This window comes from Legionella nigrisilvae, from assembly GCF_977063395.2.
Window position 1 is genome coordinate 411,745 of the sequence record NZ_CDRUGZ020000042.1, and the last position, 21,919, is coordinate 433,663.

The window sequence follows — 21,919 nt, forward strand, 5'->3', positions numbered from 1 at the left end:
ACTACCCCCAAAGGATCATTAAGGCCCAGATGAATTGAATCAGGAGCCATAAAAGTACGAACATTTGTACTGATAAACGAAGAGCAGTACACTTCATATAGTCGGTAGTTACAGTCCAAATACCTATCCATGCATGCAATGAAAGCGCAAACAATGCGATAAGTGATGCAATTCGAACTAATATATTGGAAAAAAGAGCGTGCCATTGTGCAAAACCCAGTTCAGGGTGCAACAACAAAAAACCAATTATAAAAAAGGAATATGCAGCAAAATAAATTGCTGTAACGCGTTGAATCAACCAATCCTTTAACCCATTACCTGTTAAGCTGGTGACATTATTTACCATATCCAGATTCCTAGAAAAATTGACAAAATAATGGCAAGAAAAATGACTAACACAGCAGAACGTCTACCAGCATCAAGATGCTCACCAACCCCTATATCCATCAAAAGATGCCTAATCCCTGCAAGTAAATGGTAAATCATCGAGGCACCAAACGCCCACATAACCATTTTATAAGCGGGATGAGATAGCAAATTTTTCACCTGCGCAAATGTTTCTTCTGATTGCACGGACTGACCAAAGATGTACAGCATAATGGGTAACAGTAAAAATAAAACTACCCCTGAAATCCTATGTAAGATGGACGCTATAGCCATAGGGGGATACTTTAAACTGCCCAAATCCAGATTAACGGGTCTTTTTTTGTTCACTGTGAATTTCTTCCTTAATTAAAAAAGTTAATTAAATAGCACAAATGCGAAGTATAGCACTCTGTTTTTATCGTGCAAGATAAGCTCCTGCGTATTCCGAGCAAATTTTAATTTGTCTCCATCTAATTCAAATAAATTTGTAAATACTATTAGACAGAACTTCGATAGCTGACTTAAATCAAAAAGAATATTTTTACAAATTGTCATTCTCTGATGCAAATAATTAGATTTTGGTGCATTTCGATCTTTTGTTGTGCTTATATCCGATGTGCAAAATAAAAGATCAAGTTATTGTATTGCTAAGGAAACTTTTGTAAAGATGTAACTAATAATAAGAATATAAAGTGAAGTAATAAAATTCAACTAAAAATAATTAAATAGGCAATAAAAGCATTAACGATGAGTAGCGTGAATATTCTTATCTTTTTGGACCAGAGCCAGAGGCTTTATGTGGTTGTCTAAATGTTTCTCTGGGCGATTCTGAAGGGTATCCGAACTTTTCTGCATTTTGTTTCACAATTTGTAAGTATCGTTCACCCCATGCGCCTGGATCGAAGTTAGTAACTACAACGTTATACGGTAAATTAATAATCGACTCAAACGCTTTTCTTTGAGGAAGCAAATGCCCACCGAAAGCTACCTGAACCTCTGTCTCCTTATCAATGCCGCCTTCTTTTAATCGCTCGACCAAAATATAAATCATTTTTTCTATGGTCATATAAAGCTTATACATTGACATTCCAGCAGAAACTAGCTCTTCGCTTTTAGAAGTAGATAATTTGGATCCCGAATCAAGAATAGGATAGACAAATTCAAGCTCATTTGTACCGGGAATTAATTCCGCCTTGATCAGTACTGGAGGTACAAGAAGATCGATAGAGGGAGATACAATATACAACTGAAAATCAGCCCAATGCCACCAGATTTGATAAACCCGCTCTACCAAAGTCACAGGATCATTTAAATCCTCTTCCATTTGCAACTTGCGCAAGTCCATGCTGTTATCGATGTTATCAATAAATTCTGAGTTTTCGTCAGCAGTTGGAATATCTGGTTCATCAGCCATTTGCTTACCACATGTAAATCAAACCTATATGAGTATATTAGCCCAATTTTAATGAATGAGCACGAAAGTTAAAACAGCTTAAGTAAAATACCTGTAAAAATAGCAATCTAGGCAAACGATAAACTATAAAAGATATTGATAGTATTCAGGGGCACTCGAACGACATTTAAAGCATGTACTTTGACAATTTGCCTTTTCCTGGCATTTACGGATGACGCCCTTCCCAATCCATAAATCAAGCATAGGTTGTAATGCTGGAAGATCCAAACGAAACTCTCGAGTCAATTGTTGGGTGCTCACGATGCCTTCACGGCAAATGTACTCACGTATTTGCAACAGCATTATGCCTCCTAGTGCTGCGTTTAGTGTATTGACGCATTCCTATAAAAAAAATGAGAATTAATGCAAGAATTACGAACGCCTTTTGTTCTGAATTTTGCATCCATTTAGCAATTTGATAAAATGAAACCGCTGTACCATACGCAACAACAAAAGACCAAATTACAGAGATCCACATATATTTCTTATTTGCTTCTTGACGTATTACTGCCATCGTAGAGACACAAGGGATATAAAGAAGGACAAACAGCAGATATGCGTAAGCCCCTATTTTACCATCAAACCGCTCTGCCATTATTCCATATACTGACTGTGATACCGGATTATCTGCAGCACTAGCCAATATAGGATTTACCAAGGCAGAACCCAATTGTGCTAAATTTTGGGGGATTGTCCAAAAAGCTGTTTTAATTCCATCCCAAAAATCAAAGTGTGCCGCAGCAATTTCAGTCACATGACCCATTTGCGCGTAAAGTGAATTTAATGTACCCACGACCACTTCTTTGGCCAACATACCCGTCAGTAACCCTACTGTTGCAGGCCAATTATCTTGATGAATCCCCATGGGGGCAAATAAAGGAGTTATTGATTGCCCCATTAAAGAGAGCAATGATTGAGTACTGGCTTCACCAGAGTTAATTCCACCATCTATAGTAATGGCATTTAAGCCACCTAAAATAACACAGATGGGTACAATTAATTTCCCTGCACGCACTACAAAAAAACGTAAACGCAGAAGCGTTTCTTTAAGTAAACGTTTGAGTGCGGGCTTATGATATGCCGGTAATTCCAAAATTAACGGGGATGCATGCCCCTTTAAAGTAGTTTTACGCAAGAGGAATCCCGTTAATACTGCCATCAAGATTCCTATAAGGTACAAAGAAAATACTATATTCTGTCCACCCGATGGAAAAAATGCAGCAACAAATACCGCATAAATAGCCAAACGAGCACTACACGACATAAAAGGACTCATCATTACTGTTAATAAGCGATCGCGTTCTGAATCTAAGGTACGTGCGGCCATAATTGCAGGAACGTTGCATCCAAAACCAACAATCATCGGTACAAATGACTTACCTGGTAAACCCATCTTTCGCATCGCCTTATCCACAACAAAAGCAGCTCTTGCCATATAACCTGATGTTTCTAACAAGGATAAGAAGAAAAACATGGCTGCAATAACGGGGATGAACGTTAATGTGGTATTAATTCCTTTGCCCACACCATTTGCCAATAAAGCGATGACCCAATTCGGTGCATCGATTTGATGCAATAACCAGGAGGTTCCTTGAACAAATATTGTATCGGTACTGATATCAAAAAAATCCTGAAAAGCACCACCTACATTAATTGCAAATAAAAACATTAAGTACATCATGGCAAAAAATATAGGGAGAGCAAAAAAACGATGCAACATTATCTTATCGAGTTTTGCAGTGAAATGTTCGCTGGCATCACTACCCTTTTTTTGCACGACTGTAACTATTTCATGTATTTTTTGATATCGCGCATCAGCCAATAATACATCCAGATTAGGATCTACTTCATTCAATAAAGTTAAATCTTGAGCAATTGTCTTATCGGATAAGAGTTTATCTCCCTCTGCGAGCCTACGGGCATAATAATAAGCACGCGATTGACTATAACCTTGATGAATTAAGGTATTTTCCAAGGTCATTAATGTCTGTTGTATGGGTGTGGCTAGGGGAAATAGCAGGGGAGTCGCTGCTTGAGGCAATCGTGTCACTTCCTGCATCAATTGTGCAATGCCTATTTTTTTATGTGCTTGGATTGGAATAACAGGACAACCTAATTGTTGTGACAAAGCCTTTGGATCGATGGAGATTCCTCTTTGCTGAGCAATATCCATCATATTTAACGCAAGCAGTACGGGTTTTCCTAATTCCAAAATCTGGGTGGTCAAATATAAATGCCGCTCAAGATGACACGCATCGATCACATTAATGATGCAATCCGCTTCGATAGTAACAACAGATTGAGCCGCAATTTCTTCATCCTGACTGATGCCATCTGCATGAGCTATAAGAGAATAAATTCCTGGCAAATCAGTTACTTCAATCCGTTGTTGCGCGACCAAAAACGACCCTGTTTTCTTTTCGACGGTTACGCCAGGCCAGTTTCCTATGCGCTGATTATCACCCGTTAATGCATTAAACAAAGTGGTCTTGCCACAATTAGGATTGCCGACCAATAACACATGAGTCATATACGCTCCAAAATCAGTTGGCTCGCCTCTTCCTTGCGCAATGTTAAGGAAGTTCCTCTGACTTCAATTTGGATAGGACATCCTAAAGGGGCCATTCGCACAACTAAAAATTCAGTGCCGCAAGTAACTCCCAAAGATAAAAGTCTGCGTCTGTATTGCACCCCAGTAGCACCAAAACTGGTTAACCGTACTCTATCACCTTGTATTAATTCTGTAATATTTATCATGTCCTAACAGCAACTCGTCAAATAACTTAATCATATTAACATAAATGAAATCGAGAATCATTCTCAATTTAGGGAAAAATTATACATTATTCTAATTCCAGATAAACCCTTAGCCTAAGTAAGGCAGCATTACAGTTATTAAATAATAGCCCTTAGCTTATCCTACGTCCTTCGGTTTGTCCGCGAGATGGAGTAATGTGTTTGATTACTAGATCGGGAGTCCAATCCGCAGGAGAGAAGATCCTTAATTATTTCTTAAATGTAGGGAAGCAAACAGAACCTATAGGCTCACTTTTACAACCATTCCCGCCGAATTATTTTGAAATCAACTCCTTAAGCTCTCTTTTGGGATGGCGTGCCAGATAATCTACCGACTGCATTTCCAGCAAACGGCTTAATGTCCGCTTGAAAGTCTCCTGCATTTCTCCTTCGACATACAACTCTTCAACTGCTACCTCTGCAGAAATGATAATATTAATCCCGCGATCATACATCACATCGATAAAATGAATGAACATAATCGTTTGTAAGGTATGATTGACGGTTAATGCAGGAACTTCACTTAAGAAAATGGTATCAAATTTATCTGCAATCTCTAGATAATCCAATTGACTACGCGGCAAATTACAAAGAATATCAAAGGCAAACCAAATCGATTGTTCTGCAAGTTTGAGATAAGGAATCTCGCGATTCTGTATCGTAATGGTGCCATTTTCTTTAAATTCACTCACCAAAAGCTTGAATTGTTGCTCCATCACTTGGGTTGTATGCTCATTTAAAGGAAATAAATAAGCATCTAGCAGTGGAGCTCTCCCTACTCGATAATCTCTTTGCTCATTTAAATGGAGCACCTCACAATGTTCTTTAATTGCGGTAATCGCGGGTAAAAAACGTTTTCGATGAACTCCATTGCGATATAATTCATCGGGGGGTATATTCGAAGAAATAACCAAAATCACCCCATAAGCAATTAAAGATTGCAATAACTCCGCTAAAATCATGGCATAGGCGACATCATGGACCATAAACTCATCAAAACACAGTACCCGAGTCGTTTTGGCCAACTCCTTAGCAATTTGGCGAAGAGGATTTTTTTGTCCTTGTAAGCGTCTTAACTGAGCATCCACCTGTTGCATGAAATGATGGAAATGAAAGCGAGCCTTCTTTTTCTCTTCGAGGCAATCATAAAATAAATCAATTAAATACGTTTTTCCTACACCAACAGGCCCATAAATATATACCCCTTTAATTCGAGGCTTAATTAAGGGATAAAGCCAGGACGAATTTGATTTTTTCACCTGATATGCAAGACTCTCCAAATGCGTCAAGATGTCGCGTTGCAGAGGGTCATCATCAATGTCACCGCACTGAATTGCGGCTTCATATTGAGTAATCAAATTCATTATAAAACAACCTGAGAGCGAATATATTCCAGGAGCTTTGCTTTGAGCTCGATTAATTTACCATGAAAAAAATGTCCGGTGTTTGCAAACTGAATCAACGGGATTGCGGCTTTGGCAGCAAAATCAAAAACTAAAGCAGGTGGAACAACTTCATCTTCATCGCCCTGAACAATAAGCCAAGGAGATGGCATAGGATTAAATTCATGGTAATTATAATGATTAACTGCCGGAGCTACGGAAATTAATAATTTGGAACCAGATTGGGCCGCAGCACGATAAGTCACATAAGAACCAAAAGAAAAGCCCGCAAAAATTAGTTTCTTCTCGGGGTGCTCTTCTTGCAACTCACGAACCCACACCAGGATATCCTCGCTTTCACCTACTCCCGCATCATAAGACCCTTCAGATTGACCCACTCCACGAAAATTAAAACGTACAGAAGGGATGTCTAATTCTCTAAAGACACGTGCTAAAGTGGTCACTACTTTATTATTCATAGTGCCACCCTGAAGGGAATGAGGATGGCCTAAAAAAGCAATATAGTCGGCATGGTTCTGCTCTGGGACAGTTATAACTGCCTCCAGTTTCCCAATCGCTCCTTGCAAAAATAAAGGATGCTCGCCTGGGAGGGATAATTTTTCAGTGATTTGCATAAAAAACTCGTATTATAAAAAACCTCTTTTCCACACCGCGTACCAAATATCTCACAATGAAACTAGCCCGTGGCGCGAAACATCAATGATAACCCAGAATTATAGATGAATAAAATGCATCAAATACAAAATGAAGTACTACCCGTATAAAAATAACCATTGTAAGCTTGAATGCAGCGTAACAAAATTCAAGATGAAGTCCACTCGATACACCCAAAGGATAATGTGCCTATCCCCACTTCTCAACTATCCGAATTTCAAATATGATAACCTTATGAGCAGCTCTAAAGACTCATAATGCGCTGACCTCTTGGCAGCGACTTCATATTTAATTTTTTTTGGAGGACTTGATCCATGCGACAGGTACCTATAATGTGTTTCGCGTTCCACTATAATGCTTACTCTTTTTTATTGAGGAGAAAAGCATGAAAATTCATGATTTCAAACGTAAAAAAGAAGAACACCAAAAAATTTCAGTGATCACTTGTTATGATTATCCTTCTGCCTGCATTGTAGCTGAATCAAATATAGATTGTGTACTCGTCGGAGATTCTGTAGCTATGGCAGTTCATGGCCATGAAACAACCGTTACTGCGACCATGGAGATGATGATACTTCATACCCAAGCTGTAGCACGGGGGCTGAAACAACAATTTTTAATTAGTGATTTGCCCTTTTTATGCCATAAAGGTTCTCTGAGTCACACTGTAAACAATGTAAAAAGCTTATTACAGGCAGGTGCGCAGGCCGTGAAAATTGAAGGAGCGGATGCAGATACCTGTCAAACGATTTCTTATCTTGTGAAGGCGGGTGTGCCCGTTATAGGACATATCGGTTTAACCCCTCAATCCATTCATCAATTAGGGGGTTATAAAGTGCAGGGAAAAAACAAAGAGCAAGCAGAACAACTTATTGAGCAAGCTCGTCAGTTAGAGACGGCTGGATGCTTTGCCCTAGTCATCGAATGTGTTCCCCAACAGCTCGCGCTGACAATAACTAATTCAATAACTATACCTACTATTGGTATTGGAGCAGGTTCTCATACTGACGGCCAAGTGCTTGTCTGGCATGATATGCTTGGTTTACAAACAGAGTTCAATCCTAAGTTTGTCAAACGATACCTTCAGGGTAAAGAAATTCTATTGACTGCATTAAATGCTTACGCCCAACAGGTTCAACAAGTTAGTTTTCCAACAGCGGAACATTCATTTTAATTTGAAATTGAGCAGAATAATTCTTCCTAAATTTTTATCAATAAGAATTGTTCTGACTCATCTATGAAACTGTAGGAATAGGATCTGGATAAAGCTATGGCAAACCCTTATTCGTCACTTCATTCAGGTCCTATTCAGATGGTAACCCTATTCAGGAGTAACTCATGAAAATTTTTCACGATCTAAAAGAATGGATAAGTTTTCGTAGGACTTTATCCGCTCAATCCACTCTAGGCTTTGCCCCAACTATGGGTAATTTGCATGCAGGTCATGCATCTTTGTTTTTAGCCAGTCGAAGAGAGAATCACTACACTGTTTCCAGTTTATTTGTAAATCCTACCCAATTTAATCAAACCGAGGACTTTAAAAATTACCCTCGAACATTAGAAGCGGATCTTAAAATTATGGAAGATACGGGTGTCGATTTTTGCATTCTTCCCAATGAACACTCAATGTATGCGGATGAATACAACTATCAAGTGAGTGAACACCAACTTTGTCAACTCATGGAAGGGACCCATAGACCGGGACATTTTAATGGGGTATTAACGGTAGTTATGAAACTTTTGAACTTGACTAAACCTCATCGGGCCTATTTCGGTGAAAAAGATTACCAACAATACTTATTGATTCAAGGTATGGTTCATGCTTTTTTTATGGATATTGAAATTAAAGCATGTCCGACGATCCGTGAACCGAGTGGATTGGCTTACAGTTCACGAAATAACCGTCTCAATCAAGATCAAAAAGCTCTAGCTGAAGAGTTTGCCAAAATATTTCAGTACAAAGAGCTCACATGTGAGCAAATCATCGAAAAGCTAACTCAAAAAGGGATTATGGTAGAGTATGTGGAAGAACATCACGATCGACGTTTTGCTGCCGTACGAATCGACAACATACGCTTGATTGATAATTATTTATTAAGGTAAGGCCTATCATAAACGCCTGGGTAAAGCGAAGCGAAACCCAGGCTGATTATTATAATAATTCCGGAAGCACTTCTGGGCTTTCTTCAGGAGCACGTTGCTGAGCCACTTGTGGGTATGACCTACCAAGTGCAGTGGATTGGGCAGGAATACCAGCCCAATGGGTATTTTCAGGTAAACGTTCACCCTTCATTAATAAAGAGAGACTACCCAAAGAAGAATTATTCTCCATCAAGGTGTTATAGAGAACAATTGAACCAACACCCACATTACACCCAGAGCCAATAGTAACATTCGAAACTTTAAATATTCTATCCTCGTAGAGATGAGTTTGAATTATTGTCTCTGCATTAATACATACATCATCACCAATAGTAATCAGATCAAATTCAGAAAATTCAGCACTGTCTGTGAAAACCCTCTTCCCCGCTTTAGTTCCTAAACAACGATGCACCCAAAGTGCAAAAGGAGTGCCTAAAACTTTATTGGTCCAATGCGGATTCGTATAATAGTTGTACGAATATTCGATCACATCATTCTTCCAAATAAAAGGATCCCATATAGGCTTGGTTAAAGGTTTTAATTTACCTAACATTATCCATTTTAAGCCAACCAATACTCCAACAAGACAAACCGTAATAAACATTTCTACGGGTGGGAGAACCAATGCGGTCACAAGCCAGGAGTATTCACTTAACATGTAATCCAAGACATACAACATATTAAATAATGCTATTAATGAAAATGTCGAGGGTAAAATAACACGTATCAACTCAATAAATAGGCGCATGAAATAGAGTTTTTTGGAGGGATAAAAGGTCTCTTTATCAGAAAAGCCAACAAAAAGCTCGCGCTTCGGTAAAAACACAGCAGGTGAACCAAGCCAAGCAGAATGAGGTTCTGATGCCCTGCCGTCAGATGGGGTCACCGACAAACATCCTAATAGAGCACCCTCGCCAATGGATTTGCCCGCCGATAATAAACTAACATTTCCTACAAAGCCTCTACGTCCAATAGAAACCGGGGCAAAAGAAATAAAACCATTATAAACACCTGGCCAAGCTAGAGCGACAGAACTGGCGGTGAAACCACCTTCATCTATAGTGACTAGATCAGGAATAATATGAGGGGTTTCCCCCATTTCTACGCCCTTACCTAATTTTGCTCCGAGTAATCTTAAAAAAGCAGGCATAAACAAGGTATCTGCCATAATCGAGATTTCATCCCCATCCAATAATTTCACTATCAACCAATGACGGAAGTAATAAAAGCTCTTTAAAGGATAATTGCCGGGTTTTATCTTATCTAAAATGATTTTTTTACAGAGTACAATGCATAAATAATATAGCCCTAAAAATAAGATCGCCCCTAAAGGTATGGCAAAAAACATTGTGGTGAAATAATGACTCTGATCGTAGTAATAGCTAATCAATGAGATTGAGGGAATTAAGCATAAATAATAAACCCCCATGACAAAAACAACGCCTAAGTAATGCAAAATACCAAAAAGGGTATTTTCCAACAGGGTAGATTCTTCAATCGCAACTTTCTTCCGAGTAATGTGATCTGCGGGAATAGTACCTGGCACTGCTGGGGATCCTGCAAAATAAGATCCTTGAGGAATTAAGCCTTGATCAGGCAGCATGGACATTTCATCTAAAACAGCATAATCTTCAAGTTGTGCATTTAACCCAACTACTGCACGTGAACCAATATAACAATTATTGCCTATACTGATGGAACCTATTTTTAACCAACCATCCTCAATGATATAACCATTAAGTCTACTGTCCGCACCAATCGAAGTGTTATCCCCTATGGTTAACAAATCATGAGCAGAGATCTGCATCGACCCTAGATAACAATTTTTACCTATTTTAGCTCCTAGTAAGCGATAATAAATACCAGCCAAGGGCGAACCCACTAAAAACTTAGCTAAAAATAAATTCTTTTGCAGCCTTTGCACTAACCACCAACGATAATAGAACCATCCCCAAAGTGGATATTCGCCAGGTTTAATGCGTCCCAGTAAAATCCACTTCAAACCAATCGTAATAAATAACGAAATGATTGGCATGGACAAAAACAAGCCTAGGAAGGCGAGCTGTAATTCTCTAGATATAATTGAATATTCAGAGCTAACCCAGCTGTAACATAAAATAACAGCCAATAGTTGTAAGGTTCCCACTGCATATTGCAATAAACACCCAAAAAATTGACCTACACCGCATAAATAATATTTCCATTGTGGCACTTTGTATTTTTTCTTGGGTGCTTGTTGCTCATCGGTTTGTGGATTAAGGCAAGGATCATTAAACTTCTGTTCTAATAGTTGAATTGTTGGATTTTTATATAAATCCAGAATGGAAATATTTTTTAACACCGGTATTTTGCGTAAATTAGATATGACCTTTGCTGCATGTAAGGAATGTCCACCCAAATCATAGAAAAAGTCTGCACTTATTGAAATATTTTTACAATCAAATACGTTTTCCCAGGCGCGAGCGATTTCTTTTGCAAGCTCAGACTCAGGTGCTATATAAACTCTCTCTGATTTTTGCACGGGTTTAGGAAGCTCTTTGCGATTCACTTTACCGCTGGCTAAAACTGGAAACGTTTCCAAAATTTCAATTAGCGATGGAAGCATATAATCAGGTAAGCGCGACCTCAAAAATGATTTAAATTCATTTACATCAAAGGCATTTTTAATATCAAGGATTAAATAAGCTACAAGTGTCGGTTGCTCAAGGGTTTGCAAAGAAACCACGGCTTGTTTTATGCCAGTATATTGCATGATTACTGTTTCAATTTCGTTTAATTCAATACGAAATCCACGCAACTTGATTTGATCGTCTATTCGTCCAGCGAAGAGAAGATCACCATTAGGAGCTCTTGAAACTAAATCCCCTGTTCGATATAAGCGCTGTTTGTGATTTAACGGATTAAAAACAAATTTCTTTGCAGTATCTTCGGGGCGATTGACATAACCACGAGCCAAAGCAACTCCAGCAATACACAACTCGCCTTCTTCTCCTTCAGCTACTTCTCGTAATTGTTCATCAACAATGAGAACTTCATAACCGGGCAAGGGTTTACCAATGGTAACCTCTTCCTTAGGGTTACATTCTGCATAAGTAGCAATAATGGTTGCTTCCGTGGGACCGTAAGTATTAATTATCCGCAGCCCTTCTCTACTCCAACGCTTCACCAAACTGGAGGGGCAAGACTCTCCGCCTAAAATAAGTATGCGGAGATCAGGTAATTGTCCTTCTAGAGTAGACAATAACGTAGGGACGGTTGAAAAAACACTAACTCGATGTTGTTGTAAGAAGGAAACGAGACCTAAGCCTGAGCGAACTTCTTTAGCAGTACAAGCAACCAGGGTGGCACCATTGGCAAAAGCCATCCAAAATTCTTCCAAAGAAGCATCAAATGCCAAAGAAAAACCTTGATATACCTTATCATTACTCTTTATATCATATAGTTTGCTCGCAACTTCAACATAGTGACAAATACTACGCTGAGTAATTTCAACTCCTTTAGGTTTTCCAGTTGAACCTGAAGTATAAATGATGTAACACAAGTCATTAGCCGTTAAATCTTCTTGAAGAATTAATCGCTTTGTTGGGTATCGAGAAATTTCTTCGGCCAATTGATCTATTGCATAATAAGTTGGCCATTCCAAATTTTTCTGGGCTAATTGTAACGAGGAAGTTAAAACTGCATCAAAGGGTAGATCAGAAAAAATATAGTTAATTCGTTCGTTGGGATAATCTACTTCAATAGGTACATAAGCTGCACCCGTTTTTAATGTCGCCAATATAGCAATATAGCATTCTATCGATCGCTCTAATAGAATGCCTACAATGCTACCCTTGGAGATTGTATTTTCGTGGAGATAATGGGCCAATTGATTAGCGCGATGTTCTAACTCCTGATAGGAAATAAATGAATTATCGCAAATCAAAGCAATATTGTCTGAACAATTATCAACAGATTGCTCAAAGAAGTGATGCAATTTCATAGTGTTATGACCGGATGAGAAACTCAAATTGGGATAGGCTCCTAATAATTGGTAAATTTTCCACAACTTGATTTGTTTTGTCGTCTACTTTTAATAAAAAAGCGAGTAAGAACTTAAATCACTCAATATATTATATTTAACTCTAGAGTAAAAGACTTATGGAAAAAACACAGAAAACAGAAGCAAGATTATTTTTTCGGCATTATAATTCTTTATTGTTCAATAATCGAGCCCCTCGCTACGAGTTTTAATGATTTATTCCATAACTCTCTAAAACATTCGAAAGAAGTGAAGCAAAATAATTTAAGTGGCACTCCGGGGTTTATATTGCTTCCCCGGCTCCTCTATTTCGTTTAGAGTAAATTATTTTCCCAAAACCTCTTGCAAGAAATTGCTCATTGCTTGCCATGAACGTTGCGCAGCAACTGAATTGTAAATCGTTCCTAATTGGGTATCATGTGCCAAGGGGTTAGTAAACGCATGTTGCACATGTCCATACATATGCATTTGCCAATCTACATGCGCATCTGTCATTTCTTTGCAAAATACATGAACTGTATCGGGTTTAACCATAGGATCGTCATAACCATGTAACGCTAGAATTTTAGCTTTGATCGGTTCAGATTTTATAGTTCCAGGTTTGTGCAGCAAACCATGAAAACTAACTACACCTTTGACAGCTGCTCCAGATCTAGCCAACTCAAGAGCACACATTCCTCCAAAACAAAAACCAATAATTGCAACTTTCTTACTATCAACCTCAGACATAGAGCAAACAGCAGTCAATCCAGCTTGAACACGACGTCGTAATAGAGCCTGATCAGAAACTAAAGGGGTCATTAACGCCTGTTTCTCTTCTGTAGTGGAACCCAGTTTTCCCTGCCCATACATATCTACAGCGAAACCCACATAACCCATCTTGGCTAATAATTTTGCCTTGTCGCACGCAAATTCATTGCGACCAGACCAATCATGGACAACGAGCACAGCAGGACGTGGGCCTTCCGAAGAATTGTCATAAGCAACAAATCCATGGAGCTCCTGTCCATCATCATGATAAATATAATTTGAAGTATGCATCTCAAGCTCCCGAAATAAACCCGAATTAACGTTTAAAAGCTCTAGTTTATAAAATTGAGCTAAAGAGATAAAGTGATGAAATACATTAAGTTCTATTGAGTCTCCATAACAGCATTTACCATTTTCCCTCCTTTCTTTCTTAATGTAAAAAAGTTCACAGCCAGCAACCCGCCAAAAGCAAAAAACTAAACTATTCTGTTGACAAAATGTTTTATTTTTGGTGCTACAATTAAAGTAAACTCTTAAGGGGATATAATTATGATCACTTCATCATTAATCCGTGTACGAGATATTTTACATGCCCAATTGTGTTATCAAGCCTTTATTACTCCTATTTTTTTTCCTTTGGAAAAGGAGTACCGAGATTTTGCCAAACTGGCTTGTGAGTTTATCGAGGGAAGACGTACTGAAGTAATTCACCAGGAATTTCCTCGGCACCATGTGTTGCATCGTTTTGTACCCCAAAAGAACTCAAAAGGGAAAAAAATACTGATTACTCACGGATGGATATCCCGTGCCGCCTATATGGCACGCATAATCCAGGCGCTCCATCAGCAAGGTTATGAAGTATATGCACTTGATTTTCCCGCACATGGAGAGGCAAAGGGGTTACAACTACCGTGGACAGATGCGGTTGCTATTCTGAAAGACACCATTAATCAACATGGGCCTTTTTATGCCGTTATTGGACATTCTTTTGGTGGCTCAATGCTACTCAACACGCTCAATGTAGCAGGTCAACTTCCTGAATGGCAATTAGAGCATAAACCAGAGCGCGCAATTTTAATTGCATCACCCACGCAGATGCGCAGCCCTGTTAACCGGATGGCAAAAAAATTTAAACTAAGCGGTCATGGTTATCTACAGTTACGTCAGGTTATGAAGCAACAAGCCCAATTTGATATTAAATTAATACGCTTACACCATTTCATAGCTCAATCTCCTGATATCTCTTTTCTATGCATTCATGGAGAGTTAGATAATACAATTAGCACAAAAGAATCTATCGAGTTTTGTAAAAAATATCCAAATTCTAGGCTTTGCTTACTTCCTGACGCGAACCATGTAAGTGTTTTATTGGATGAACGAGTGGGGCCATTGGTGTGTGATTTTTTGGATAACGTAGATGTGGTAAATCGTAGCGAAAATCAAGAAATCTATGATAAAACCTGAGTTTCGCTTTGCTTCACTCAGGCTACAAATATGGCATGTATTCAGGATATATAGGACGATTCTGCATGCAATGAGGGTGCTCTAAGAATTGAGAAGTTATGCGCTTTCTATATATTGTCGCAGCTTTTTCATGGCATTTTTTTCAAGCTGTCGGACCCGCTCAGCGGATACGCCGTATTTTTTAGCTAAGTCGTGTAATGTTAGCTTTTCTTCAGCTAACCAACGTTGCTGTAAAATATCCTGGCTACGCTCATCTAACTGATCCAGGGCAAACATGAGTTGTTCACGCCCGTGATCCCCAGCATTTTCCTTTTCCAATAACACAGAGGGGTCGTCATTCGCATTAAATAAGTAACGCTCTGGAGCTGTATAAAACTCATCCTGCTCATCGGCGTCAGGAGCATCATAAGGTGTATCCATCGCGTTCAGGCGTTGTTCCATAACTAACACGTCTTCGCGGCTTACACCCAGATCATTTGCGACAGCATTCACCTCTTCATTGCTCATCCAGCCTAAACGATTTTTCATTTGGCGAAGATTAAAAAATAATTTACGCTGCGCTTTGGTTGTTGCAATTTTAACAATACGCCAGTTGCGTAAAACAAACTCATGGATTTCTGCTTTTATCCAATGCACTGCAAAAGAAACAAGCCGTACGCCCATCTTTGGATCGAAGCGTTTTACCGCCTTCATCAAACCAATATTACCTTCCTGAATTAAATCGTTTAGAGGTAATCCATATCCTAAATAACCACGGGCAACTCGGACCACATAACGTAAATGCGCAAGAACCAATTGGCGTGCAGCCTCAAGATCTCCTTCAGTATGAAAACGCTCAGCGTAAGCGATTTCTTCCTCTAAGGATAACATAGGAATTTGATTGACCCTGTGAATGTACGAATCAAGACTGCCCACAGGTAAATTCATTTCGGCAAGTTGCAAATACTGACTCATGCTTCTTCCTTTAAAAATTTCTCTGTAAAAACACGATAAAAGAACAAACTCATAATTGTGGTTCAATGGAAGCCAATTGTCGTTTTACCGATAAACGTGCCCCCATCCATCCTAGTATAATTGCAAATAAAACAAGTAGCAAGATCTGGCGAATTGACAGCCCTGTTAATGGATAGTGCATTTGATAAGCAACGGCCAACTGGTTCACCGCAGCTCCCAAGCTGAAAATAAAAATATTAACCATAAAGACCGAAAAAATAGCACCTAAAGCACCGTACCAAATCCCTGAATATAAAAAGGGCCTGAGAATAAAAGGATCTTTTGCTCCAATTAACTTCAAAACCTGAATTTCTTCTTGTCGACTATGAAGGGCCAAGCGCAGTGTAGTGCCTACAATCATAATAACTGCCATTGCCAATAAAGCCAATAATGCATTGGCAAACTTGGCCGCAAAACCTAAAAGAGCATGCAAGCGACTTATCCACTCCATATCCACTTTGGCATTGTCTACTTGAGTTATGGTCTGTAATTGACGTGCCAGTAAATCTAATTTTGCTGGTGAATCAATGATTAAAGCCGGAACCACATCCACCACTGCGGGTAGAGGATTTTCCGGAAGATAACGCATAATATCCTGCATCCCTTCTTGCTGAATTAATTCAGACAAACCCTCAGAGGAGGTTTTTAAGGAAACTTGAGCTACACCATCAGTTTTACGTACTTTTTCCAAGACCACTTGTTGTTCTGAATCGGATAATCCTGGCTTTAAATAAAGAGAGATGTGCCCGCCACGCTGCCAACTTGCGGTTAGTTGAGACACGTTATCCGAAAACACCCAAAAAAGAGCGGGTAAGGCCAAGGCAATGGCAATCACGATGGAGGTCATCATGGTGGCCAAGGGTTTACGACATAATGAATTTAAACTCTGTATCGCTGCCTGCAGATGGTAGGCCAGGATTGATTGTGCTCGTCCTAACACATTCGTCCCCCTTTAAGCATGACAATACGGTGTTTCATTCCTGCAATTAATGGCAAATCATGGGTGGCAATAAGGATGCTAACACCCACTTGATTAAATTGCTCAAAAATAGCCATGATCTCGGTTGAAAGTTTGGGGTCAAGATTTCCGGTAGGTTCATCAGCCAATAACAAGGCAGGTTTATGTACCACGGCGCGTGCAATTCCTACGCGTTGCTGTTCACCACCTGATAAATGGATAGGAAGCATTTTTTCCTTGCTTAATAGACCAACCATATCCAGAGCTGCATGGACTCTTTTGGCAATCATGGGATAAGCCATGCCTTGAATTTGTAAAGGTAAAGCTACATTATCAAATACAGTGCGATCATTTAGTAAATAGGGTGATTGAAAAGTGATGCCCAATTGACTGCGATGTGCTGCAACGTCACGTTTTTTTAATTGGTTCAAACGCAAACCATTTACTGTTAATTGACCGGAAGTGGGCCATTCCAAAAGAGCAATCAATTTAAGCAGGGTACTTTTCCCCGCCCCTGAATGCCCAGTAAGGAAAGCCATCTCTCCTTTCTGCAAGGAAAAATTCACCTGGCTTAACGCTTCGAAACCACCAGGATAGCGTTTAGTCACTTGGTCAAATGTGATCATTAAATAGTGCACCAACAAATTGCTCTGCATCAAAGGGGCGTAAATCCTCTATCCCTTCACCAATCCCTATGTAACGAAAGGGTAATCTAAGTTCATTAGCAATAGCAAACAAAATACCGCCTTTAGCTGTACCATCTAATTTAGTCATGGTAATTCCGCTCAATCCAATTGCTTCATGAAATTGTCGTGCTTGCACTAAAGCATTCTGCCCTATACTTGCATCCAATATCAACATTGTTTCATGAGGAGCCTCAGGACATAATTTCTGCAATACACGTTTTACTTTTTTTAATTCCTCCATCAGATTACTTTGAGTGTGCAACCGGCCTGCAGTATCGGCGATTAAGACATCTATTTTACGTGCTTTTGCGGCTTGCAGGGCATCAAAAATTACCGAAGCACTATCCGCTCCAGTATGTTGAGCAATTACCGGGATATCATTTCGCTCTCCCCAAACATGCAATTGCTCCACTGCAGCCGCTCTAAAAGTATCACCGGCTGCCAACATAACTTTTTTACCTTGCTGCTGAAATTGCTTAGCCAGTTTTCCTATGGTAGTGGTTTTACCTGCACCGTTTACCCCTACCATTAAGAGAACAAAAGGAGAATGGTCGGCAGTTTCTACAGTTAAGGGCTGATTATTTTGGGTTAATATCGCTTGCAAATGAGATTTAAGGGCTTCATAAACAGCATTTCCATCAGATAACTGTTTACGAGCTAAACTATCGGTCAACTGTTTTAATACAGTTTGAGTTGTCTCTACTCCCAGATCAGCACTAACTAAAAGAGTCTCTAGCTCATCTAATAAGTCTTGGCTAATTTCCTTTTTACCTAACAACAAGCGGCCAATCCCGTCACCAAGCTGGTGACGAGTTTTACTTAATCCTTTTCTGAAACGTGCAAAAATACCTTCCTTTATAGGCTCTTGTTCCTGTTCTGTTACTTCTACAGGAGCTGGAGACAACGAGTCAGCAGGCTTTTGTGGATCGGCCTCCGCGGAGGTAGAATCATGACTGCGTTTGAACCATTTAATCATATAGTGTACAAATCCTGAAAAATATGAAATTCTATCATCTTTTTTACTTTGAGGTTAAGTTGTGCGCAAAATACTATTTACTTTACTCATGGTACTATCTTGCCAGACCTTTAGCCAAGTTCAAGAGTTTACATTGAATAATGGATTAAAAATATTGGTAAAAGAAGATCATCGAGCGCCGATCGCTGTTTCCATGATTTGGTATAACGTAGGATCGGCGGATGAACCCGGTGGTATTACAGGGGTCTCGCATGCGATGGAACACATGATGTTTAAAGGAACCCCAAAATTTCCTTTAGGGGTATTTTCCAAAATTATAGCGGCAATTGGTGGCCAAGCAAATGCTTTTACCAATAATGACTACACAGCTTTTTTCGAAAAAATAGATGCTTCAAAACTTGCTACCAGTTTTGAGCTGGAAGCCGACCGCATGAATCATTTGCTTCTAGATACAAATGAATTCGGCAAAGAAATTAAAGTAATCCAGGAAGAGCGACGTCTTCGAACAGATGATAATCCACAAGCACTGGCTTTTGAGCGCTTTCTGGCAACGGCGCATCTTAGTGCTCCCTACCACCATCCGGTTATTGGCTGGATGAGTGATCTACAGCATATGTCCGTTGAAGATTTGCGAGAATGGTATAAAAAATATTATGCGCCTAATAATGCAACCTTAGTGGTTGCAGGAGATGTTAACCCAGAGCAAGTTCGGACTTTGGCAGAACATTATTTTGGTGCTATACCCAAACATCCCATTCCTGAGCGTAAATTGCAAAATGAACCACCCGCCTTAGGTCAAAAGATTGTTCATATTCAAGGCGCAGCCAAATTACCGTTGCTCATGATGGGTTACTCCGTTCCCAGTGTAAAAACTGCTAAAAAAGAATACGAGCCCTATGCTTTGGAAGTCATTGCTGGAATTTTAGATGCCGGTGAAAGCGCTCGTTTTTCCAAAAATTTGATTCGTGGAACGCATATCGCCACAGGTGCGGATACCTATTATAATCCATACACGAGATATCAAACCCAATTTATTGTATATGGTTCTCCCAGTCAAAATCATACTTTAACGGATTTGCAAAATGGGCTTCTTAAGGAATTGGATGATTTGAAAAAAAATCCGGTGAACGAGGTAGAATTGCAACGCATCAAACATCAAATCATTGCCCAGAAAACTTTTGAAAAGGATTCAATTTTTGGCCAGGCCTCCGAATTGGGTCTCTTAGAAACCATTGGGATCGGGTGGCAAAAGGCAAACGATTATACTAAAGCGATCAATGCAATTACCCCACAACAAGTTCAGGAAACCGCCCAGCATTACTTTCAAGAAAAAAACATGACGACAGCAATATTAGAACCTCAACCACAAAGGGCAGCATCATGAGAATTTTTAGCGCATGTATTATGGCATTGATGATCGGACTGTCACACACAACGACAGCAAGCACGTTCAAAACGGAAAAATGGCTTACCAAAAACGGCGTTCAGGTCGTGTTTTATCCTGCTATGGAAGTGCCCATGCTTGATATCAGCCTCGCTTTCGCGGCAGGTTCAGCATACGATGAAAACCAATTTGGCTTAAGTGCCTTAACCAGTCGCGTAATGAACCAGGGCAATGCGGGTCAAGATGCAAACCAAATTGCTGAGTCCCTGGCCGATGTGGGAGCTCAATACAAAGCAGAGATCAACCGAGATATGGTGATATTTAGTCTCAGAACACTCGTTGATCCAGAAGCGTTGCCCAAAGCAGCGACCACTTTTGCACAAATTATTAACCATCCAGATTTTCCAGATGAAGCGTTTGCAAGAGAAAAAAAACAATTATTGATGACCATTGAACAACGCCAAGAATCCCCTGAAGAAATAGCTAATCTTCATTTTTTCCAAACCTTATATCAGCAACACCCCTATGCGCATCCTGTCAATGGTACTGCAGAGACAGTTAATGCCATTAACATGAGTCAAGTAATTGAATTTAATAAACGTTATTATGTTGCAAAAAACGCTATTTTAGTAATGGTAGGCGCAATTAATAGTGAAACAGCCCATCAACTTGCCGATCAACTGACTCAAGAACTTCCTGAAGGACATTCTGCTCCCCCTATTCCCCCAGCCACTCAATTAACCCACGCCGATACAGTAAAGATTCCATTTCCTTCTACTCAAACTGTGATCCGCCTTGGCCAGATAGGGATTGATCATCATGCACCCAATTACTTTCCTCTTATCGTAGGAAATTATATTTTAGGTGGTGGTGCATTAGTGTCTCAACTTGCTATTGAAGTTAGAGAAAAAAGAGGCCTGACCTACGGTATTGATAGTCAATTTGTTCCCATGTCCGGAAAAGGTCCCTTCCTCATCAGTTTATCAACAAAAAATAATCAAACTCAAAATGCCTTAGAGATCATTCAAAACGTGTTGCGAACTTATATTAATAAAGGTCCCACGGATGAAGAACTCAATGCTGCAAAACAATATCTCACTGGCAGTTTTCCCCTTTCTTTATCGGGTAATCGCAGCATTGCAAATATTTTATTACGGATTGCTTTTTATCATTTACCCGAAGATTTTCTCGATACATACACTGCCCGTATTAATGCAGTGACTAAAGAGCAAATAAAACAGGCATTTCAACAACAAGTTAATCCAGATAAATTACTATTACTTACCGTGGGTAAATCGTGAAACAAATCATTCGTATTATCGGCGGATTATATCGAGGAAAAAAATTACATGTTCCAGATGTAAAAGGACTCCGTCCCACTCCAGATCGGGTTCGCGAGACTTTATTTAATTGGCTCATGCATGACATCCGAGATGCTCGCTGTCTCGATCCGTTTGCAGGAAGTGGTGCCTTAGGTTTTGAGGCATTTTCTAGAGGAGCAGCACGAGTAGTTTTTCTTGAGCAATCGCCCAAAGCGTATACCAATTTACAGAAAGTAATCACTGAGTTTAACAGTCCAAAACTCAAATCATTGAGAACAGATGCACTTCAATATCTTCAGGGCCACCAAGAAGAGTTTGATATCATTTTTCTGGATCCTCCTTTTGCTCACAATCTCCTACCTCAATGTATTTCCTATATAACAAGAAGTAATGTCCTTAAACGTGGAGGTCTTGTTTACTTGGAATCTCCTACAGTTATTGACTTGGATGAAACGCAGTGGCGTCAAATAAAACTCAAAAAAGCAGGACAAGTAGTTTATGCTTTATTTGAAAAACTAAATTAATTTGTGATCTGCGTGCGACGAATAAAA

General features: G+C 39.5%; 20 protein-coding genes. 6 read left to right on the forward strand and 14 right to left on the reverse strand.

The window, feature by feature from the left end; translation table 11 throughout:
• Position 1: 1 nt before the first annotated feature.
• The 8 genes from sdhD to ACWTE2_RS30105 form a co-directional block, all read right to left on the reverse strand.
• Entirely contained in the window at positions 2-346 is a 345-nt protein-coding gene (sdhD, locus tag ACWTE2_RS30070; protein WP_454785643.1) for a succinate dehydrogenase, hydrophobic membrane anchor protein, read from the reverse strand.
• Positions 340-714: a succinate dehydrogenase, cytochrome b556 subunit gene (gene sdhC / locus ACWTE2_RS30075; protein ID WP_182392431.1), complete on the reverse strand. Its 375-nt coding sequence runs from the start codon at positions 712-714 to the stop codon at positions 340-342. The genes sdhD and sdhC overlap by 7 nt, the downstream gene beginning before the upstream one ends.
• A 418-nt stretch (positions 715-1,132) precedes the next feature.
• Positions 1,133-1,780 carry a virulence factor gene (locus ACWTE2_RS30080; RefSeq protein ID WP_182392430.1) on the reverse strand — a complete coding sequence of 216 codons (648 nt, stop codon included), beginning with the start codon at positions 1,778-1,780 and terminating at the stop codon, positions 1,133-1,135.
• Between the two features lie 123 nt (positions 1,781-1,903).
• On the reverse strand, positions 1,904-2,122 hold the full coding sequence (locus ACWTE2_RS30085) for a FeoC-like transcriptional regulator (RefSeq protein ID WP_182392429.1): 219 nt from the start codon (positions 2,120-2,122) through the stop codon (positions 1,904-1,906).
• Complete coding sequence (gene feoB, locus ACWTE2_RS30090) at positions 2,103-4,349, reverse strand: Fe(2+) transporter permease subunit FeoB (protein ID WP_454785644.1); 2,247 nt, start codon at positions 4,347-4,349, stop codon at positions 2,103-2,105. Before feoB ends, ACWTE2_RS30085 begins: the two co-directional genes overlap by 20 nt.
• On the reverse strand, positions 4,346-4,576 hold the full coding sequence (locus ACWTE2_RS30095; RefSeq protein ID WP_182392427.1) for a FeoA family protein: 231 nt from the start codon (positions 4,574-4,576) through the stop codon (positions 4,346-4,348). The genes feoB and ACWTE2_RS30095 overlap by 4 nt, the downstream gene beginning before the upstream one ends.
• Before the next feature lie 314 nt (positions 4,577-4,890).
• Positions 4,891-5,979: a cell division protein ZapE gene (gene zapE, locus ACWTE2_RS30100; protein WP_454785645.1), complete on the reverse strand. Its 1,089-nt coding sequence runs from the start codon at positions 5,977-5,979 to the stop codon at positions 4,891-4,893.
• Positions 5,979-6,632, reverse strand: a complete 654-nt coding sequence (locus tag ACWTE2_RS30105; RefSeq protein ID WP_454785646.1) for an alpha/beta hydrolase — start codon at positions 6,630-6,632, stop codon at positions 5,979-5,981. The genes zapE and ACWTE2_RS30105 overlap by 1 nt, the downstream gene beginning before the upstream one ends.
• Before the next feature lie 425 nt (positions 6,633-7,057).
• Between ACWTE2_RS30105 and panB the strand changes: the two genes are divergently transcribed.
• Complete coding sequence (gene panB / locus ACWTE2_RS30110; RefSeq protein WP_454785647.1) at positions 7,058-7,846, forward strand: 3-methyl-2-oxobutanoate hydroxymethyltransferase; 789 nt, start codon at positions 7,058-7,060, stop codon at positions 7,844-7,846.
• Positions 7,847-8,010: 164 nt separating this feature from the next.
• A complete protein-coding gene (gene panC, locus ACWTE2_RS30115; RefSeq protein ID WP_454785648.1) occupies positions 8,011-8,775 on the forward strand; it encodes a pantoate--beta-alanine ligase in 765 nt (254 codons plus the stop codon).
• 49 nt (positions 8,776-8,824) lie between these two features.
• Here the strand turns inward: panC and ACWTE2_RS30120 are convergent, their stop codons facing one another.
• Positions 8,825-12,796 carry a Pls/PosA family non-ribosomal peptide synthetase gene (locus tag ACWTE2_RS30120; protein ID WP_454785649.1) on the reverse strand — a complete coding sequence of 1,324 codons (3,972 nt, stop codon included), beginning with the start codon at positions 12,794-12,796 and terminating at the stop codon, positions 8,825-8,827.
• 363 nt (positions 12,797-13,159) lie between these two features.
• Positions 13,160-13,876: a dienelactone hydrolase family protein gene (locus ACWTE2_RS30125; RefSeq protein ID WP_454785650.1), complete on the reverse strand. Its 717-nt coding sequence runs from the start codon at positions 13,874-13,876 to the stop codon at positions 13,160-13,162.
• A 258-nt stretch (positions 13,877-14,134) separates the two neighbouring features.
• Between ACWTE2_RS30125 and ACWTE2_RS30130 the strand changes: the two genes are divergently transcribed.
• Positions 14,135-15,049 carry an alpha/beta hydrolase gene (locus ACWTE2_RS30130; RefSeq protein WP_454785651.1) on the forward strand — a complete coding sequence of 305 codons (915 nt, stop codon included), beginning with the start codon at positions 14,135-14,137 and terminating at the stop codon, positions 15,047-15,049.
• Positions 15,050-15,145: 96 nt separating this feature from the next.
• Here ACWTE2_RS30130 and rpoH read toward each other — a convergent pair whose 3' ends face one another.
• Genes rpoH through ftsY form a run of 4 tightly spaced genes read right to left on the reverse strand, consistent with a single transcriptional unit; the run spans position 15,146 to position 18,662 of the window.
• Positions 15,146-16,003 (reverse strand): RNA polymerase sigma factor RpoH, encoded by an 858-nt coding sequence (gene rpoH / locus ACWTE2_RS30135; protein ID WP_182392419.1) that lies wholly within the window; start codon positions 16,001-16,003, stop codon positions 15,146-15,148.
• Positions 16,004-16,052: 49 nt separating this feature from the next.
• The gene (ftsX, locus tag ACWTE2_RS30140; RefSeq protein WP_454785652.1) at positions 16,053-16,982 is read right to left on the reverse strand and encodes a permease-like cell division protein FtsX; all 930 of its coding nucleotides are present in this window, start codon (positions 16,980-16,982) and stop codon (positions 16,053-16,055) included.
• Positions 16,976-17,626: a cell division ATP-binding protein FtsE gene (ftsE, locus tag ACWTE2_RS30145; protein ID WP_182392417.1), complete on the reverse strand. Its 651-nt coding sequence runs from the start codon at positions 17,624-17,626 to the stop codon at positions 16,976-16,978. The genes ftsX and ftsE overlap by 7 nt, the downstream gene beginning before the upstream one ends.
• Positions 17,613-18,662, reverse strand: coding sequence for a signal recognition particle-docking protein FtsY (gene ftsY, locus ACWTE2_RS30150; protein ID WP_182392416.1), 1,050 nt, complete (start codon positions 18,660-18,662; stop codon positions 17,613-17,615). Before ftsY ends, ftsE begins: the two co-directional genes overlap by 14 nt.
• A gap of 88 nt (positions 18,663-18,750) precedes the next feature.
• On the opposite strand from ftsY, the gene ACWTE2_RS30155 reads away from it, so the two are divergent.
• Genes ACWTE2_RS30155 through rsmD form a run of 3 tightly spaced genes read left to right on the forward strand, consistent with a single transcriptional unit; the run spans position 18,751 to position 21,892 of the window.
• Entirely contained in the window at positions 18,751-20,046 is a 1,296-nt protein-coding gene (locus tag ACWTE2_RS30155; RefSeq protein ID WP_454785697.1) for a M16 family metallopeptidase, read from the forward strand.
• Entirely contained in the window at positions 20,043-21,347 is a 1,305-nt protein-coding gene (locus tag ACWTE2_RS30160) for a M16 family metallopeptidase (protein WP_454785653.1), read from the forward strand. Before ACWTE2_RS30155 ends, ACWTE2_RS30160 begins: the two co-directional genes overlap by 4 nt.
• Positions 21,344-21,892 (forward strand): 16S rRNA (guanine(966)-N(2))-methyltransferase RsmD, encoded by a 549-nt coding sequence (gene rsmD / locus ACWTE2_RS30165; protein WP_454785654.1) that lies wholly within the window; start codon positions 21,344-21,346, stop codon positions 21,890-21,892. Before ACWTE2_RS30160 ends, rsmD begins: the two co-directional genes overlap by 4 nt.
• Positions 21,893-21,919 lie beyond the last annotated feature (27 nt).